Below are 18,971 nucleotides of genomic sequence, written 5' to 3'. Positions count from 1 at the left end.
GATGCGGAATTGCCGCGGCGACCATGTCTCACTGGCGGTTCGTTCGAAGGGCAATCGGCGTCTTGGAAACAGCAAAAAAAAACGCTGGCGGGAGCCCATTTGATATCGGGTTTGGCGGCAGTATCAGCCACGGGCATGGGAATCACCTGCAGCAAAGCCCATCGACCGATCAATCGCAGCCGTTCTGACCGCCGGCGTCTTGCACTAGCCACAACGGCGGAGGCGAATCTACCTCGCGGGGGTCAGCGACGACCGCTGATAGACCCGCGTCATGTTTTCGCCATTTAGTAAATCGGCCTTTCGCCGGCCCGATCGTGAGGGAATCGATGGTGGAGTTCCATCAATGGTGTGGTGCCTACGGACAACGACGGCGTTGCGTTTTTTCACCGGCTGGCACTGTCTGATCGCATAAAGGGCGGGTTTGCCACGATATCGCCCGATGGCATGCGGGGTGCTTTGGTGGCAGTCCGAACCTTCGCGGCTGAACTTCGCACCCCGGAAACGCCAATGAACCGACTCGCCCTTGCCGATCTTGCAGCCAGCCTGGCTAGCCACGGTGATTCTCTCGCCATCAGCCAGCATGAGGTTTCCGCAGAAACCATCATGAATTATTGGAGCGCGTTTCGGACTCGGCACGAACAGTGGCATCGCGTGATGGCAGGATATCGTGACGCGAAAAACAGTGGTAGCTTTCCATCACTTCATCGCTGGTGGGATGAATACGAAGGCGTGCTGGACGACATCTTAGTGTCAGAACTGCTCACGCGTGTTGTCGCTACTCTTGGGAGTGTATGTGAGCGCACGATGATCGACGAAGGCAATGACCGAGTCGCGGCGGTGACGCACGGTGTATTCCATTCACAGCTTGATGCGAGTTACCGTGTCGGACAGATTTTATTGGAAGCCACGGCGGCACCGGTGGCGATGATCGTCCGGCTGAATCGCTTGCGGCATGGTGTTCAGAGATGGTCGGATTGGCTCGTTGCTCGTGTCACTACGTCCCCCGACGCTCACATCGATTACTGTGTCGACCAACACCGTGCCCAAGCGTTCCGGGCCGAGCTACGCGATTCAGGCGACAGTCGATTCAGAACAATGACGAGCTGGCTAATGAATGCGTCCATGCGTGAAATGATCCAGCGACGCTCATCGGCAACCCCCGGTCTAGAAGATCACAACAAAGCCGTCATTGCGGCCGCTCTCGGCCTGTTTCGTTCGGATCTGTTCGATGACTATGGCGTTCCAAAGTCACATTGGTTGATGAGCCTAGGTGTCGATTGGCCGAACAATTCGACGCCGGCTCATCCAGTATTCGAATCGTAGCCGCGATCGGCAACTTCAGCCGCAGCAAAGTTCAACACGACCGCCGTAGAGACGCAGATCTGACTTCCGCATTAGCGGACTGGCGTTAGCCACGGTTGCAATTCAAACATCCGGAAGAATGCCCGTCGGCTAATTCGCCGAACCAAATCAGTTCGTCTAGCCACAGCACGAGCGTTGGGCTTGCGAGCAGCCGGACCAAACGAATACCCGGTGTCTTTCGTTGGCGTCTGGCCCCGGTTTGCGGCGGATGTTACCAACTCGGCTTTTGCATCGTCGCGTTCGAATTAGGAAGCCAAGACACCGGGCAGTACGCCGGTGCTATCGGCAAACGATTCCTTGCCCGTGCCCAGCGCCGAAAGCATTGTCGCATAGAGGTTTGCCAACGGAGTGTCTTTACTGAAGCTCAAATGTTGGCCCGCGTTCAATTTTCCGCCGGCCGAACCTCCGATGACGATTGGCAGGTTATGTGGACTGTGGCTGTTGCCATCGCGTAGCCCGGAACCGTACATGATCATCGAGTTGTCCAGCACCGTGCTCTCGCCTTCTTGCATCGAGTCCAGCTTAGTGAGCAAGTATCCGTACTGCTCGACGTGCCAACGATTGATCAGCTGGTATTGTTTTAGCTTGTCTTCATTATTTTGATGGTGCGAGATGTCATGATGCCCGCCGGAAACCCCGTCAAGAAATGAAAAGTTGCGACCGCTGACCGCGTTACCGAACATGAACGTACAAACTCGCGTCGTGTCGGTCTGAAAGGCCAACGCGATCATATCCATCATCAACCGGACGTGTTCTGCGTGATCGTCGCGAAACTCGCCTTCGGGACGCTGCTTGGGATCAAGAGGCTTCAACGGAGACCAAGCCGACTGTCGTTGAGACGTTTGCTTATCGAGACGTTTCTCGATCGACCGTAAGGACTGCATGTATTCATCCATCCGGTGCCGGTCAGACGCGCCGAGCTGGTGATTGAGTTGCTTCACATCAGCCAGGGCGCGATCGAGCAACAGTTTGTCGCGCCAAGCAGTTTGTGCCGACGGTTTGGTCGCTCGCAGCAAGCGATCAAAAACGGAGCGTGGATTGAGCTCTTTCGCAAGTGGACTGGTCGGCCCGTTCCAGGCAATGTGCGATCCATAAACACGGGTGTAACCGACGTTGGTATCGACGCCGGTCGTGACCGGATCAATGCCCAGCTCAAGTGAACGAAGCGGCGTGAACTGTTCGCCAAAATCCGCCGCAACCTGATCGACTGACCGGCCGTTACAGTTGAGGTCGATGCCGAGAGACTTGTTGATCGTCGTGCATGTCAAGTAACCGGAGCACTTGACATAATGTCCGTCCCCGACATTACTGGCTTGGTTCCAAAGGTTTGACAAGACTGTGATCTTGTCCTTTAACGAAGCGAGCGGTTGAAGAGTCGGTGACAATTTAAAGTCTGCACCCTCACCCTCCGGCGTCCATTGATCCTGCCGCACGCCGTTTGGGACAAATAACGCTGCCATCCGTTTCGGCGAGTCCCCGGGTTGCTCCTCCGAAGCCTTCGCCTCGGCGCGAGCACTCGGCATCATTGCCTCCAGCCACGGTAGGGCGAGCGCCATGCCGGTTCCGCGCAGCAAGGTGCGTCGTGAAAGCGGGCTGCCCCCCTTCGTTTGCTCCGAAAGGTAAACGGGGCGTTTCGTAGCAGAAGGTTCGCGATTGGCTGACGTCATAGCGTGAACTCAGGGCGGGTGATAGCGGAGGGTGGTTGTAGGCGGGCGGCGCAGCAAGGCTCTCGGCCCATTGGGCGAGGCAAGCCATTCTGGCATCGATCGGAACGACAATAGGACAGCCGTCTCGACAGCGACATTCTAGGCAACTTGCGCCGGACTGTCGAAGTCGATTCGAAGCGATTCCGTTGCTATATGGAATGTACTTATTCGGATAACGCCGGGTCGGACGCTTGTTTGTATCGAAACGGAACACTCATCACGATTTCCTTGATCAGTGTATGGGAGCGGTAATCATCCGCGACAAGTTTTTCGGTAACCTCTTCGACCACGCAGTTGTCCTCTTCGGTCAAGCCACGAGACAAGGCGTAACCGAGCACTTTGGAAACAAAGTGTCGTGTGAACTGGTCTTTCCGTTCCATCAAGATCATTTTGAGTTCTTCGTGTCCTTCGAACGTACGACCACCCGGCAATTCCCCCCGAGTATCGATTGGCTGACCACCAGCGTCGGTTCTCCAGCGGCCGAGCAGATCGTATTTTTCCAGACCGAATCCCAGCGGATCGATCATATCGTGGCATGTAGCACACGCCGCGTTTTCCCGATGCAGCTCCAGTTTCTCACGCAAGCTGCTCGGTACGTTCGCCGATTCGTCTTCTTCAAGCTCAGGAACATCCGGCGGTGGAGGTGGTGGGGGAGTTCCCAGGATTGTTTCCAAGATCCATTTGCCGCGTAGTACCGGACTGGTGCGATAGGGGTGCGATGAAACCGCCAGGACAGCGGCCATCCCCAGCAAACCACCACGGTGGTGCTCCTTTTCGAGTTTCGTCAACTTGGGTTGTTCGCGAAACGATCCGCGAATTTTGTAGTGAGATGCCAGAGACCGGTTGACGTAAGTGAAGTCCGAATCGATGAAGTTCAAAATGGATTTGTTTTCGGCGAGGATGTCTTCAAAGAAAAACACCGGCTCGTACTTCATCCCGCCTTCCAGTTCCGAGTCGTAGCGCGGTGCCACTTCCGGATCCGGGATGAACTCCCGTCCGAGTGCCCGCGTGCCAAGCCATTGCTCCATAAAGCTTGCCGCAAATTCACGGACCTTGGCACTTCGTCGCAATCCGTCGCGACTGAGTCGACTTTCCAGCATTCGCTCGACTTGCTTTTCCAAAACCTTGGGTTCATGCAAACGCCCTTCACCGGCGAGCTTCATTAGCTGGTCATCCGGCATCGAAGCCCAGAGGAAGTACGACAGTCGTGACGCCATTTCGTATTGGCTAACCAAGACCGATTCAGAACCGGTGTTTGGCGTCTCGTAAATCATCAGAAACTTTGGCGAAACCATCGCGGCCTGAAGAGTCATCTCGATCGCTGAGTCGAACGTCCCGTCGCTTTGGTATGCCGTCTCAAAAACGGTCATGTACTCCGCCACTTCACTCGGATCGACGGCACGGCGAAACGCGCGTGGCAGAAATTTTTCCAAAATCGACTTGGCTGCTTGCTCGGGTGACCGATCTTCGTTTGGTTCCACAACGAGGAGGCGTTTTCGAGACTGCGGATCGTTGAACGCATGGCTCAACGCTTCGGCTGCCGCTTCGATGTATTTTTCAGCATAGATCGGTGAGATAAACAATGTTTCCGACGCGTTGTCAAAACCTTCACCACCGGCCCCATCAGCGGGCAACGCATGTGCCGCATTGACATGTATCCCAAGTAGGTCGCGTATCGTATTGCCATATTCAGTGCGATTAAGACGACGCAGTTGCGGTGGGCCTGGCTGTGCGCCGTTTTCGCAGATGGTCAACAAGATTCGCGAACGGATCGCTTCCAAGAACGCTTGTCGCTCTTCTTCACTCGGTACGTCGGCCTCGCGTGGTGGCATCGAGAAGTTCTCGGTACGCGCGATTACCTGTTTCCAAGTCGACAGATTGTCCGCGACTTGGAGCGAGGTTTCGAACGGGTCCAGACGCATCCCCCCCTCGCCGTCATCTCCGTAATGGCAATCAACACAGTAAGTTCCGATAAACTTCATTACCGATTGTTCTGTGCCATCGTCGGCTTGAATCGGTTCGGGTGTGGCTACGCAAACGACCAGGCCGAGAACACCGAAAACGACGTGTATCAGCGGAAAAGCCGGCGCAAGCAAGCGCGTGGGAATCTGGTTCCCAGATTTGGGAAAGGGTCGCATAACGGTATCTGTCAAGGGCGGGCGACACCCGAATGCGGCGAGGATTCCGCTGCGTACGAGTGATCGTGTTGATGGGTTGGGTTGCCCATTGTACGTGCCAATCCTAAAAGAGCGACAGGGATGTTCGGTAAGAGGGTAGGATGGACGCTTCGTCGGCGAAGTCGGCATTCTGCTTTGTCGCAAATGGCTCCTTGTTAGTCCTCGATGTTTCAATCCCCACCGAACCCTGCCTTCATCCCCTTCCTTTAGTCCCCCGTTTGGCCTCACCGCCGCTCCACACGACACATCATGCACCGCTCTATCGAACTGATCAGCCAAGACGTTCAGGACGTCATCAACCGACGAGGCTTCGTCGCTTTCTCTGGATTGTTTGCTTCCCTTGCGATCGCATCGCGACAAGCAAACGCGGACACGAAACAGTCTTTTTCGAAAAATCCTTTTTCCGTCGGAATCGCATCCGGCGATCCGGATCATCGCGGGTTTGTCATTTGGACCCGACTCGCCCCGGAACCCCTTGAGCCGCACGGCGGAATGCCGCTTCAGAACTTGCCAGTCGATTGGCAAGTCGCCACCGATGATCAGATGAAAAACGTAGTGGCGGAAGGCACCCACATTGCTACCCCAGCTCTGGGGCATTCCGTCCACGTCGAACTAAACACGCTCAAACCCGACCGCTGGTATTGGTACCGTTTTCGGTGTGGCGACGCAGAAAGCGTGATCGGTCGTGCTCGCACGATGCCGCATCCGGAAAGCAATCCGGAAAAACTTCGGTTCGCCGTAACATCCTGCCAGAACTTCGAACAAGGATTATTCACCGCCTATGAACAAATGGCCCAAGACGAAATGGACCTTGTTTTCCATCTCGGTGACTACATCTACGAGTACGCTGCCGGACGCAACGGAAAGGTTCGTACCCATCACGGACCGGAAATCGAGACGCTCGATGACTACCGCAGTCGGTATGCCCAGTATCGGTCTGACGAGTTGTTGCAAAATATGCACGCACAATGTCCTTGGGTTGTGACCTGGGACGATCATGAATTTGACAACAACTGTGCCGGTGAGATCTCCGAACAGAAAGGCGTCGATGCGGTCGATTTCATGCGGCGAAGGGTGAACGCCTACCAAGCTTATTACGAAATGATGCCGCTACGTCTAAGTCAGATGCCGCAGGGCAGTGATTTACGGCTGTATCGGACGTCGCAGTTTGGACAACTTGCCAACTTCATGGTACTTGATACCCGCCAGTATCGCAGTGATCAGCCTAATAATGACCGCAAGTCACCGCTCAATGAAGCGGCGTGGGACAAAAACCAATCCATGCTTGGTCGTAAGCAGCGTGGTTGGTTGACGCAAAAGTTGGTTCAGTCAAAGGCAAATTGGAATGTGCTTGCCCAGCAAGTGATGATGGGAATGGTCAATCGCAGCGGCAACCCGGACGATCCATCCTATTCGATGGATCAATGGCCCGGCTATCTGCATGAACGTAAGCAGATGATGGAGTTTTTGCGCGATCGTGCGATTGCCAACCCTGTCGTGTTGACCGGTGACATTCATTCAAATTGGGTGAACGACCTGCGCTGTGATGACCGCAACGAAGAAGAGTCCACGATCGCAACGGAATTCGTCGCAACGTCGCTCTCGAGCGGCGGAAACGGTTCGGAAAAGCCACGTGGGCTCGATGCTCTGTTGGCCAATAACCCCTGCGTGAAGTACCACAACACCGAACGCGGTTACATCCGCTGTGAAGTGACTCCGCAACAGTGGAAATCAGATTACATGGCGGTTGATGATGTCCTTAAGCCCGGCGGCAAAACGTTCCAACGGGTCTCTTACGTTGTCGAATCTGGGACCGCAAAAGCCGAGCGGGCTTAACCATCATCACGCATCACCGCCGCGTTGAGTATCGCGGCGGTGATTGGCCGACGGTTCAGACATCGGCAGAGGGTAGCGAGGGCGGAATGGCTGCGGAGACCACATCGCGCGATGATAGTGCGCCCGCGCGAATACGTGATTTCGGGATGCTAATGCCCAGACGATCAAGGTGGAACACGAATGATTCGGCTGAAGTCATTTCACTTTCCCACCAGAAGAGTCGGGCTCTCAGGACCGGAAGGAGCAACCTCCCCGGTTGTTTGCCCGTCCGCCCCGCCTGCAAGCGGGAGCGTGTTATTCGGGTGGTTAAGCCTAAAGACTCGTGTGTACCTGCTTAGTCGTCATGCATCTCTCGTTCACGCGGTTGCTCTGCTCTGGTGGTCTGACGTTGCTTTACAATGACTCGCTTCTTCACAGCTGCCGGCGAACTCACAGGCTCAAATGGGTAAGCGGGTTGTTGCTGAAGTTCTCGTTGCATCACGCCTCTTTGATGCCACCTTTCGGGGATTTGAAACTCAGGGCCTTTCATCGCGTCCCATTGCTCGACCTGTTCCTCATTAAGGACCCCTAAAACACTCGCCCCCATCTGCTCGCGTAAGGAGTGCATTCCCTTTTCATCAGCGGCACGTAAGTCTACGTTTTCCAATCGTCTCAGGAACGCAATTTGACGATCCACCATTTCATGGCGTTGCTTCGAGCTGATTTTCAGTCGGCGCATCACCTCACGATCCTGCAATGCACCGATTCCGCGAAGTTGAAGCGAGATTTGGTAAAGCCGTTCGAATTGTTCGGGGTGAAGGATTTCTTCCAGGTGTTCGCGAGATGTCTTCGCCCACTCTTTTCGCAGTACCGCGATCGACTCCTTCTGTGTTTGTAGACCGTCTGAGTCAGAAGAGTCTTGTTGTACAACCGCTGATGTGGCTTTGGGTTCCAGATTCCGCTCCTGCGACCGGCGCAACGCTCGCTCCTGATCCTCACTAAGATTGATTGCCTCCTTGATCTCCTTCAGTCTTAGGAGCGGAATCGCTCGATTGACTCCGCTGAGTACGAAACGCTCTGCGGTTTGCCCGGTTCCTGTTTCCGATCGATGCTCTACCTGCTCATTCTCAGTGCGATTGCGGTCGTCGGGGCCCGACGGTCGGGCGAACGCGACGTGACTGAGAGAAAAAAAGATGATCAATGTGGCAATCGCTTCTACCGGTGCCGACATCTGTCTTGGTAGGTTTTTCATTAGTTTCGCTTAGGGTATGGAATCGCAGTTTCAGAAAGTTAATCGACGGTTGGTATTTGCACTCGAACACGTTGCCTACTGGCAAGAGTTCTGGCTAGTTTGAATTCGTTTTCTGCTTGCTTCTTTTCCCCGGCCGCACGAAATACCTTGCCCAAGGCAATGTGGTACTCGATTTCACTCGCGAGTCCTTCCCGACTTTCTTCCAATAATGTTCTGGCTTCAGGAATCCTACCTAGCCCACCAAGGCACTCGGCTCGTTCGATCATTGCTGGCGCGACCATGTCGGGGGGCAATTGTCCGGCAAGTGCCTCGGCATACAGAGGCTCGGCCGAGCGATAGTCTTGCTCGGAAAGTAGTTTTGAAGCTTGGTCGTATGCTGTTTGCGAATTACGTCGCTCGCTAGCAAGCTGATTTGACCTTCGAGATCCACATCCAGAAAAACACACTGAGGCTGACAATGCGAAAGCCAACAGATAGCGACGGATTAACAGCCTAGATTGATATGGTGGTTTCATGGAGCTAATAGGGCGTTCGCGAATCCATTGATATCTAAATTGTCCATCATGCCATTGTTATTGAAGTCGCCAATGATGTCTGGGTCGATCATCGGGAAGCTTGCGGCATAAGCGACTGGGTCTAGGAGTGCCAAGCTAAACGGTGATACATCAAAGTTGTCGACGTTGAAATCTCCGTTCATATCCCCTAGAACCGTAACGAAAAATTCGACATTTTGAACCTGAAAGGCATTCGCAGCCTGCTGACTGAACGTCATCACGGTGATCGTCCCCGCGTGTGCGCCGAGCGAGGAGGTATCGAGGATCGCGAGTTCATTCCCGACCGCATCTAGTGCCGCCACTGTTCCGGTACCGTTACCGTTCAAGTCCCCCGAAGTGTTGAACTCGTAATCGAGTTCATCGGCGCCGATTGACACACTCACGGGAGCCGAGTTTTCGATATGAAATCCAAGTTCGACGGTCGATCCGAGTACTGCAGATATCGGTGCCGGATCGAAGTCAACGTCCATGCGTGACGGGACTTGGTAGTCGGCTATGACAGGAAGATGATCGGAGAAGTCATGCAGGGCATCAAGCACCGAGGCCGGTTGTTCGCGTCCGGTGTAAAACGCGTTGATCGCACCGTTGTAGACTTGCCCATCATTGCCCAACGCATGATACGAATGATCGCCAATGAATCCGCTAGACGTTGGACCAACGTAGCTAATCCCCTCCCCATCTAACATCGCCCCGGACACCAGCTGTAAATCAAAGCGATCATCGATGCCGCCGAATGCACCGCCGTCAGGCAAGGATGAAGAACGGGTTGATTGCGTAAGGTACTGTCGCGATGTCAGATTTGGCCAACTTGGAAGTGCGACAGGATCGAATGCCTGACCATTTCCCGAAGCTTTCATCGTCAACACAGAAGCCTCATTATGTCCCGCGAAGTTAAAGTCACCCATGTAAATAAGGTGTGATCCGGGACCGAGTGAATCCGCGTTGTTTCGCAGGTTTAACGCCTCTGTATTTCGGAGGCTGAGGTCTCCCGCATTGTCGCCTGCTTTGAAGTGAACACAGTAGGTGTAAAACACCGATGAGTGATCGTATCCGACAAGCTTCCACTGTGTTCGTAGAGCGACACGAATTCCTATAAAGAACTCCGAGGCATCTATGGGAGTGACTGTTGCCGAATCGTAGACATAAGATTGCCGGAAGGATCCTGACGATAGAAGGATGGATTCGTAGCTGCTGACGCCAAACTCGTTGTTTAGATTTGCCGCTGTTGAATCGCTCGTCCCTAAGAACGAGTTTTGTTCCTGCAGAGCAAGGATGTCGGGACGTTTGGCAATGCCATTGACCGCTCGGGTACTGATCGCCGACATGATCACTCTCTGTAGTCCATCGTCGATAGCGGTAGCCGGTTTTGAAAGAGTGTTAAACGAGCAAATACGTAACTGTCCATACGCTGGTTGCGACATCCCGTGGCATACCAGGAACAGAATCAGCATCTTGCAGGTAATGATCAGTATCTTCGGAGGGTACATGTCCTGATATCCTTTAAGAGTTCTAGTAGCATCGCTCGTCGGGGGGCATGTGAACATGAGTTTTTGGGTTTAAACCTCTGGATAACACTCTCCCACGTGCGGGAGAGTCGGACGAGTAAGCGACCGGGGAGGGTGCCCCCTCCGGTCCTGAAGGCCCGGCTCTCTCAGTGGGAGAGTGAAATGACTTAAGCCGAATCGTTCATGTTCAACTGCTTTTTCAGATGCTCAACCTCGACGATTCATGTTTATCCGCTTAGCGGATTTTTCGACGACGAATCAGCATTCCGCCGACGATCGCAGAAAGTGCCAATGCACTTCCCGGCTCTGGGATCGCGGTGACCACATTGACTGTTGCAGTGCCAAAAGAGAGTGACGATGGGACCTGACCGCCGACGGCGATTCCGCTCCCGCCGGTTGCGGCTGTCACTTGGGTACTACCAATTCCAATTGCGTCGAGAACAATTTCACTGTGTAGTTGCGGTCCTCCACTATTTGGGAATCCTCCAAAGAAATTGAAGGCATTTGAGTCGTCCACTAAGAAGGGGCCACTTCCAAGGGCACCGGGAGTGGATCCAAACCATCGCCCTGCCGGTTCAGATATGAGGTGGGACGTTGCGAGGGCAATTCCCGGAGTGTCACTGAGAATGTCTAGTGATAGCCCTTCAATTGTGGTCGCTTCGGTATTCTCAACATAAACAAAAAGACTCGCACTCGTCTGACCTTCGTTAAGGGTGAGTACGGTCCCTGCGTTCGGATCAGAAGCGGAGGTACTGAAGCTGACAACAACATCTGCGTAAGAGATGGACGTAAGGCAAAACGATGCCAAGATCGCAAAGAATCGAATATTCATAAAGTGTGCCTGAGTGTTAATCCAAATGCTAATTTGCTTTGAAGGTCTTGGATGGGATCGTAAGTTGCTCGTCAATGTTCTTGATGGCTATTTGATGAGCGTTTGACTGAACCGTTGAGAACGGAAAAGATGGGCGGGGCGTAGAAACGCCCCGCCCTTTGTTTTCCATCTTTACTTCAGATGGTGTTACTGAATTCGCGCAAAGAGCATGTTCGTTGCACGCTTTCTTGGCCAAGAGGTTCGGCTATCGACGACGACGACGCCCGACAAGTCCACAACCGAACATTCCGATCGAAGCCAAGCCAGCGATCGTTCCCGGTTCGGGGACTGCGGTCACATTGATCGAGCCGCTACCGAAACTGATCGATTGGGGAGGTTGTCCGCCTACCGCGATGCCATTGTTTCCAATGTCGAATCCGATGTTGGTTACCCCGGCAGCCAAAGGATCGATCAGGATTTCGCTGTGCAAGGCCAAGCCCTGAGGGAATCCACCGAAGAAATTGAACGCGTTGGAGTCATTGACCAAAGGGCTGTCACCCAAAACGCCTGGTGTGCTTCCGAACCAACGGCCACCTGGGTTTTCGATCAAGTGATCGGTTGCCAATGCAACACCTGCGGTGTCGCTGGTAACATCCAACGAAAGGCCTTCAATCGTGGTTGCTTCGTCGTTATTCACCCAGACGAACAACGAACCGCCAGCACCGCCTTCGGTCAGGTTCAGGCTACTTCCAGCGTTTGGGTCGATGCCCGAAGTGCTGAAGAAAATTTCCACCGCCTGCGCCGAGCCAGTGAAGCAAACCAATGCGGCTAATGCCGCGAAAAACATCTTTTTCATCCTAGTCTCCAAAAGGTTTCAAACAGTCAACAGAGAAATTTGGGCTAGTTACCCAAAAGCTTGTTAGCGAATGGATTGATGTCCAAATTGTTCAGCGATCCATCGCAATCGAAATCCAAAACGAAGTTCGCATCCACATTGGGGAAGCTTGCCGCAAAGCCGGCCGGATCAAGCAGGGCCAAGCCGAACGGGTTAATGTCAAAGTTATTCAGAACGCCGTCGCCGTTGGCGTCGCCGAGTACCGCAGATTCGACGAGCAGATTGTCAAATGCGATGACTTCCTTCGTGCTGTTTTGCGTGGCAAGCATCTCTAGGGTCAAAACGTCGCCAGCTTCTTTAACGACGAAAGTGAAGGTTTGCTTTTCGTTGTCTAACTGAGCGAAACTGCCTTGCAGTTGTTCGATCAAAGGATCCTTGTACGCCTCGCGTTCGAGTTCCGTGAACGTACCGTTCGCGTTTGTGACCTCATACGCTCGTTCAACGTTGTTTGGATCACTCGCAATTGGTTCCAGAATAAAGCCGTTGAATGCAACGCCGTCATCTCCGGGACCACCGTTGTCGAGCGGGTGGAAAAAGACCGTCCCACCGGTGGCAGGGCAAACTGATCCGGCTCCGTTAGCCAACAAGCAGTTCCACTCATCAACTTCGAAGAATGGCGTAAATGATCGCTCGTATGTCGATCCGCCATCCATCGTCACGCCGTAAAGAATGTTTGCGGCGTCTTGGGCGGCCGTCAGTCCAAATTCCAGGTAAGGGACCAGGGCTGGGGCGGAGGGAGGTGTTGCGACACCTGCACTCCAAACCAGATTGTCATCCGCCTCAAAATCGCCGTATGCGATCATGTCAACCGAAATACGATGAACGTCATAAGGTTGAGAAGGATCGACCGGAGCAGAAGTGTCGAATTGCCAAGTCACCTGCCCGAGTCCACTTGGGTTCGCTGGATTCGTCAAATCTGACAAGACGAAGAAATTAAGGAAATCGTCTGCCGAACCGGAGGCACCGGCAAAGCCGAAATCATCCGGCGGGAAAGACGATGCGGAATCATCCGCGACATCGAAATTGATACGACGATCGCTGATTCCGAAGTAGTCAAAGAAGCTAGTCGGGAACACACCCGGGGCCCCGCTGAAGCCAAAGTTGCTTTGGTTATCCGGGGAAATCGTTCTGCTGGTAAACGTTTGATTTCCACCGGTCGGCGTGCCACCGCTGAAGCTGGTTCCGAAATCATCTTCACCGGTGACATCTTGCGCGCTGACCGTTTGGCCAGACATCGCCGCAATCGCAGCAAGAAGCGCAAGTGATCTGAATTTGACCTTCACCATGGATCAACATCCTTTCTTGTAGGGAGTATTCAAAAGACGGTGATCCGAGTCGATCCCATCCGTATCGAAGACCACCGACCGCGATACGACTGAACAGATCGTAGACGCGGCCATTGGGACATGGTGATCGAGCCTTCGACACACGACATCGCCTCGGACATGCGGGTGTTATAGGACTCGAAAAATCCAACTCAATCCAAAAGTTCTGATCTTTACCGTGCTTTAACGACGCGAATGAACCTCTCATGAATGGATTCAATTCCAATCATGTTGCCGGGATATATCTGGTTACTTGCGAGAAATCACACACGTCGTTAGCAAAAACTAAATATATGAAGACGCACTATTTGCACTGACGTGTGTCCGGAAACGGCTAGCGGAAGCTGTTTGCATGGCTATACGTCAAAACTCGCTAAAGTAGACTTGTACCGCGGCAGGTATGATCGACTGATAAGTCACCTTTGTAGATTGGTTGAGACTCATCGAAACATCTTGCATCAAGAGCGTCGTCCAGCGACTTGGCAGACATCGGACGCTTCGTTCACATGAATTCTGCTATGGGGATCGAAACAATGAAGGGCATGTAAACTTCGGCAGAAATTCGATTGACGAATAGCCACCAATCCCTACAAAACTCGGACTTTTGCCCGTTGTGACCGTGTTGGTTACCGACGGAGCTTTGTTGCAAAATTCCAAGGAAGATGGAAATGGTTATCCGATATTCGCGCCGACGTCCGGAAAAATCTAGATTCAGTAAGAACCATCATGGGTTCACTTTGATCGAACTTTTGGCAGTTGTAGCAATCATTGGAATCTTGGTTGCCCTGCTGCTGCCGGCGGTGCAGAGCGCACGGGAGGCGGCAAGACGAATGCAATGTTCAAACAAGTTGAAACAAATTGGGTTGGCGCTCCACAACTACCATGCAGCATTCAACACGTTTCCTTACGGTCGATTGCATCCTGATCGATTGACGAATGGCGAAGTGTTTCAATGGCGTTACACGAACTATATGTCTGTCTGGGGAGCAATGTGGTATGGAAATCGGTCCGTGCATTTGGCTGTCCTTCCCTACATTGAACAGGCCGGTATCTACGATCTTGTCGATTTCAGTGCCCTAAATTCACCACGAATGCTAGAGAATGGGCGCCCCGCCCACCCAAACTTTGAAGCATTCAGTAAGAATGTTGGTCTCTACGTCTGTCCGTCGGATGCAAATAGTTTTGATCAACCTACCGAAAACAACTATCGTTACAACTTCGGTGGATCCACGCCCTACCAAGGTGCGGATAGCTGGGATGACAATAACTGCGTTCAAGGGTGTACGTCACCACTTGTCGAGGGAAACGGTGCCTTTACCATTGGCAGGGCACTCAGTTCGTCCGCATTCTTGGACGGCTTAAGCCATACGGTTGGTTTTGCCGAACGAACGAAAGGAAGCGGGTTGGCTGGTGTGCCAACGAAGGCGGACACGATTACGAAACCAAATCGCATCATTGGCTTCGTTAGTGATACTGAGGAGATGTTTCAAGATTGCTTGTCGTATACTCCAGTTGCAAGCACGTACAACTTCTTTTCGATGGGGCTTTGGCTACCCGGAAGTGACTATTCAAACGGCTGGGCTACCGCGGCGTATTCCTCAACGATGTACAACCACGTCGCGCCACCGAATTGGCGCGGGCAAGATTGTGGTGCGGCAAGTGCGATCGCAGATGTTCCTGGAGAAGCGGCCATTATCTCGGCGCGTAGCATGCACAATGGTGGGGTCAACGTCATGCTGATGGACGGGGCTGTTCGGTATGTCACCGATCAAATTGACTTACAGCTGTGGCGGGCGATCGGAACTCGCGATGGAAGCGACAACGCCGAAGCTCAGGACTTCTAGCCAAGTAGCGGAACGTAGATGAATTAACACAGCGTCGAGCTCTTTGAATTCGACGCTGTGCTTTGAAAGTGCGTTGAATTTTAGTCCTACGGACTGCAGGACATTAGCGAACGCGCCGACGAACAGCGAGTCCCATCAGGGAGAGACTGATTAGACCGGCCATCGTTCCCGGTTCTGGCACCGCGTTTACTTCAATATTCCGAAGTGCGAATGCTTCGCTTCCGCCGTCTGCCGAGGCCGCGATTTCGATCGTCAATACTGATCCGGTCTGACCAGCAACATCTAACGAAGTCAATGTCTGAAAGACATTGTTCAGTGTGACACCGTTCATTAGTAACGGATCCGAAAGAGTCGTACTGAACCCTCCGGGTTGGAGGCTGTTGTATGTTAGGGAACCGCTTTCATCAACACTGGAGCTGAACAATGAATTCGCGCCATTGCCATCGATTTCCCATGTCAGATTGAACAGGTCGTTCGAACTTTCGAAATCACCCATCGCGGCGAAATCAATGCTTATTCCTTCCAGGGTTTGCCCGGCAATGTCAAACATCCAACGCGCCACGTTGGTTCCGTTTCCGCTTCCGTTGACTGTATCAACGACGCCAAAGAAAGGGTCCGTATCAACGATTCCGCCATCGTTATTTGAGTCATTCAAAATGATTCCCGCACTGTCGCCAAAATCTGGCGATGTGTCTTCGATCGCAAATGGAAGACCGGCTGATCCCGGCGAAGCGGTGCTACGAATTCCGAACATGTCACCAGGAATGGTGTAGTCGGGATCGTCTTGCGTATACGTTGAATTGAAGTCAGCCGAGCTAACAGCACGCCCTATGACCACGGCGTGGGCCGGCATCTGAGGAATCCCAGCCACGGCTGCTATTACAAAACCCGCCAAAATGTTCTTCCGCATCAGAATGTGTCTCCGAGCTAATTAGTTGAGAATTCAACCTACCAGTCAAGGCACACGCTCATGACCAGTGATTGATCATGTGCGAATGTATCTGAAGTCAAAATAAGTCAAGACAAATTGTCCGATCGACATTCAAGGCTTCATCTTTTGACAAGTGCTTTGTCATCAACCTAAACAAGATTGAATCACTCTATAGCTCACGTAGGGCAGATCTAAGAAAGTATCCCCAAACTCATCGACTGATTCTCTTGGAAGGACGTGAGCTGTTGGGTACAGAATAGACAGTGAATTCTCATTTGCGAAAGGCTTTACAAACGCACAATTGTCGGTCCAATTCTGCTACGTATTTTGCAAAGAGACAACGAGACGCGGCCGAGCGTCGATAGGGCTGAACGAAAAAGAAGACTCATCGGTTTCATGTCGTTGGCGATTCCCGATTGTTTCCCAGAAGCTAGGCGTACGGGCCAGACCGGGAAATCAACTTGACAACAACGAAGCCTGCAAGATGTAAATCTGATGAAGAAAATGCGTCCGATTGATGTACTCACATGTTTCTTTTGCAATCGTAAGACAACGCTTACGGAAAACATGTTTTTGGCGTCAACATCGAGTCTAGTTATCACCGCATATTAATCATTTTTGGGTTTCTAGGAACGACGGAATTGATCAGTCTTTGGAGAGCCTCGTGCGATTTAGCTTCCGAGCTACTGAATCTTTTTGTTGCCAACGTCGTACCCATGAATCTCGAATCTACACGTCAAAAGTCAACGGAAGTGGAAGCGTTTCAACGCCTTCACGGGATGGAACTTCAGGATGCATGTGAGTTAGTTTGTCTTGCTCCCGAACTCTATCGCGGGGCAGACACTCCACTCGATTGGCTGCCGTCGCCTTCGGAAATTGAATTGATGACGGCACCACTTCGTAAGGAGAAAAAGAAACAGCTTGCGATGGAGAGAGAGGATCTTACGCCCCCTCTGCTACGTGGGCTAAAAGCTTGAAAGATGCTCGACCTTCAGTTTGACCTTCGGTCGTGGATCATGATGGCACGAACGGCGGTCGATCAAGGTTAGCGAATCATTCTTCGGCAAGGGGATATCCAGCAGCTAATTGCGTAAGTAATTCATCTGCCAATTCCTGCTGATCTTCCTTATTCTCGCAGCCCTGCTGAGCAGACATTACGCTGTAAAGATCTGCGATGCGTGTGATCAACGTTAGCTCATCCAAATCAAGCTTCGTTTGAGACCAAACAGTTGCGAAAACACCAGAGCGGTCCCCACGAGCTGTTCCAGTCCAGGTGCCACAAATGACACCGGATTTATAGTCGCAATAGTGAAAGCGGGTAAGAAACTCCTTCATCCGGCTTTTGCCGCGCCGAATTGGTTTGACACGGGCCGCAAAAAAGGTGTCGCGGAACTCCGCGGACGTAATTTCGAATTTTGATCGAAATTCGTTTACAATATAGCCACGGATTGATTTCGATCGCTGATCTTGGTCGAAGACAAGGCGGATGCTTTCCCAACACCACTGCAATGGGGCGTCGGGGATTCGAGCATCGGCTCCAATGTAATAGCCGTAACGAAGTTTTTGATAGAACTCGGTAGACCTTGGAAAGCGGTCTGTCGCTGTCTTGCGGTGTTTCCACATCGCGAGTGCATTGTTGCGTCGCAAGTCAATGGACAAGTCTTCTAAGACCGTGTCGACGAAAGGCGTTAAATGCATCGCCTTCCGCGACATGACAATCAATGGAATGCTTGCGATTGGTTCCGAAAATACCAGTGTTCCAAGTTGTTGCTCACGTCCGAGTTTGTCATAAAACGCAGCCACTACCGCATAATCTGCTACTCGACTACGGACGAGTGCAAGAGCCCCTTCAATTGTGTCAACCTCCAAGTGACCCCCAGGATCTTGACGGGCTTTCCTAGGTATCAATTCGTTTGCGGGTTGATTGTCGGGACTCAAGAACGCCCCCCGAAAATGATTCAGTTTCTGCAACGCTGTTTCAACGACAGCTTTCTGTCCTTCACTATTCAGTTCTTCATTCGGATTGAACCAATGAGCGGCCGGATTGACGAGGTCGATGACCGCCTGGTCGTGTGACACAATCACGATGTCTAGCTTCGCGACAATCTTTTCGGAAATTTCTGATCCAGCGCTGTGTCGTTGTCTTCGGTCGCTTCCCCAGAGGATGGCCAAGTCAATCGAACCTTTGTCGAGGCCTTCGAGGATGCTCTCGAATTGAACTTGGGTGCGAAGACAAATGGGAACTGATTTTCCGACCCGATGTAGCGAATCAAGCATACCGTCGAGAAGCCCTGAAGAGACCATCGCTGACGATACGACCAGGCTAAATGGCTTCGAATTGGCGTCCGCAGCGATTGGACGCGTGCAGTCGAGTAGACGGTCGTAAAGAATGCGTCCGGCAGAGGTAACCGCCAACGTCGCGATGCTTCCGCTATTGTCGTGATCTACGACCGCTGTGTTTAGTTCAGCCGAAAGACGCGAAATTGCTGCTCGAAGTGTCGATTCACTTATCTCAAGTTTGTTGGCAATTCCGGAGTAGGTGAAGACTTCTTTTTCGCTGAGAAGTTCCACCATTTCACAGAAGCGTTCTGCGTCACGTGACAGAAGTGGCATAGAGTCGCCCGGTTACAGCCTAGCCTTTTAACGTTGCACAAAATTAGTCGTTGCTCCCTTTGTGTCCTCAGTAAAGACTTCTTGGCGTCTTCATGCAACTCTCGCATCAGCCAATTTCCGATAAGCTTTGGCAGATTTGAAAAACTTCATCGGATCAATGCGCTCATCTCGTTGATTCTAA

General features: G+C 52.4%; 14 protein-coding genes. 4 read left to right on the top strand and 10 right to left on the bottom strand.

Annotated elements, in window-relative coordinates:
- The first annotated feature begins 507 nt into the window (after positions 1-507).
- Complete coding sequence (locus FYC48_RS11195; protein ID WP_149496793.1) at positions 508-1,323, top strand: hypothetical protein; 816 nt, start codon at positions 508-510, stop codon at positions 1,321-1,323.
- Positions 1,324-1,607: 284 nt separating this feature from the next.
- On the opposite strand, the gene FYC48_RS11190 is transcribed toward FYC48_RS11195, so the two are convergent.
- Positions 1,608-3,029 carry a DUF1552 domain-containing protein gene (locus tag FYC48_RS11190; RefSeq protein ID WP_149496792.1) on the bottom strand — a complete coding sequence of 474 codons (1,422 nt, stop codon included), beginning with the start codon at positions 3,027-3,029 and terminating at the stop codon, positions 1,608-1,610.
- A 203-nt stretch (positions 3,030-3,232) separates the two neighbouring features.
- On the bottom strand, positions 3,233-5,050 hold the full coding sequence (locus FYC48_RS11185) for a DUF1592 domain-containing protein (RefSeq protein ID WP_160149460.1): 1,818 nt from the start codon (positions 5,048-5,050) through the stop codon (positions 3,233-3,235).
- Between the two features lie 444 nt (positions 5,051-5,494).
- On the opposite strand from FYC48_RS11185, the gene FYC48_RS11180 reads away from it, so the two are divergent.
- On the top strand, positions 5,495-7,081 hold the full coding sequence (locus tag FYC48_RS11180) for an alkaline phosphatase D family protein (RefSeq protein WP_149496790.1): 1,587 nt from the start codon (positions 5,495-5,497) through the stop codon (positions 7,079-7,081).
- A 334-nt stretch (positions 7,082-7,415) separates the two neighbouring features.
- On the opposite strand, the gene FYC48_RS11175 is transcribed toward FYC48_RS11180, so the two are convergent.
- From FYC48_RS11175 to FYC48_RS11150, 6 genes are all read right to left on the bottom strand, one after another.
- Positions 7,416-8,312: a hypothetical protein gene (locus FYC48_RS11175; RefSeq protein ID WP_149496789.1), complete on the bottom strand. Its 897-nt coding sequence runs from the start codon at positions 8,310-8,312 to the stop codon at positions 7,416-7,418.
- A gap of 38 nt (positions 8,313-8,350) precedes the next feature.
- Positions 8,351-8,827, bottom strand: coding sequence for a tetratricopeptide repeat protein (locus tag FYC48_RS11170; protein WP_149496788.1), 477 nt, complete (start codon positions 8,825-8,827; stop codon positions 8,351-8,353).
- Positions 8,824-10,353: an exonuclease/endonuclease/phosphatase family protein gene (locus FYC48_RS11165; RefSeq protein ID WP_149496787.1), complete on the bottom strand. Its 1,530-nt coding sequence runs from the start codon at positions 10,351-10,353 to the stop codon at positions 8,824-8,826. The genes FYC48_RS11170 and FYC48_RS11165 overlap by 4 nt, the downstream gene beginning before the upstream one ends.
- Before the next feature lie 253 nt (positions 10,354-10,606).
- Positions 10,607-11,203, bottom strand: a complete 597-nt coding sequence (locus FYC48_RS11160; protein WP_149496786.1) for a PEP-CTERM sorting domain-containing protein — start codon at positions 11,201-11,203, stop codon at positions 10,607-10,609.
- Positions 11,204-11,447: 244 nt separating this feature from the next.
- Entirely contained in the window at positions 11,448-12,038 is a 591-nt protein-coding gene (locus FYC48_RS11155) for a PEP-CTERM sorting domain-containing protein (RefSeq protein ID WP_149496785.1), read from the bottom strand.
- A gap of 44 nt (positions 12,039-12,082) precedes the next feature.
- Positions 12,083-13,312 carry a hypothetical protein gene (locus FYC48_RS11150; RefSeq protein WP_149496784.1) on the bottom strand — a complete coding sequence of 410 codons (1,230 nt, stop codon included), beginning with the start codon at positions 13,310-13,312 and terminating at the stop codon, positions 12,083-12,085.
- A gap of 752 nt (positions 13,313-14,064) precedes the next feature.
- Here FYC48_RS11150 and FYC48_RS11145 point away from each other — a divergent pair.
- Positions 14,065-15,246, top strand: a complete 1,182-nt coding sequence (locus FYC48_RS11145) for a DUF1559 domain-containing protein (RefSeq protein WP_315853771.1) — start codon at positions 14,065-14,067, stop codon at positions 15,244-15,246.
- A 103-nt stretch (positions 15,247-15,349) separates the two neighbouring features.
- Here FYC48_RS11145 and FYC48_RS11140 read toward each other — a convergent pair whose 3' ends face one another.
- Entirely contained in the window at positions 15,350-16,099 is a 750-nt protein-coding gene (locus FYC48_RS11140) for a PEP-CTERM sorting domain-containing protein (protein ID WP_160149459.1), read from the bottom strand.
- Between the two features lie 794 nt (positions 16,100-16,893).
- Between FYC48_RS11140 and FYC48_RS11135 the strand changes: the two genes are divergently transcribed.
- Positions 16,894-17,154, top strand: coding sequence for a hypothetical protein (locus tag FYC48_RS11135; protein ID WP_149496781.1), 261 nt, complete (start codon positions 16,894-16,896; stop codon positions 17,152-17,154).
- A 76-nt stretch (positions 17,155-17,230) separates the two neighbouring features.
- On the opposite strand, the gene FYC48_RS11130 is transcribed toward FYC48_RS11135, so the two are convergent.
- Positions 17,231-18,790, bottom strand: coding sequence for a LysR family transcriptional regulator (locus FYC48_RS11130; protein ID WP_149496780.1), 1,560 nt, complete (start codon positions 18,788-18,790; stop codon positions 17,231-17,233).
- Positions 18,791-18,971 lie beyond the last annotated feature (181 nt).

The sequence above is a fragment of the Roseiconus lacunae genome (assembly GCF_008312935.1).
In the GTDB taxonomy this organism is placed as follows: Bacteria; Planctomycetota; Planctomycetia; order Pirellulales; family Pirellulaceae; genus Stieleria; species Stieleria lacunae.
Note: the sequence above shows the minus strand (reverse complement) of the source record. Positions and strands in the feature narration are given on the sequence as shown.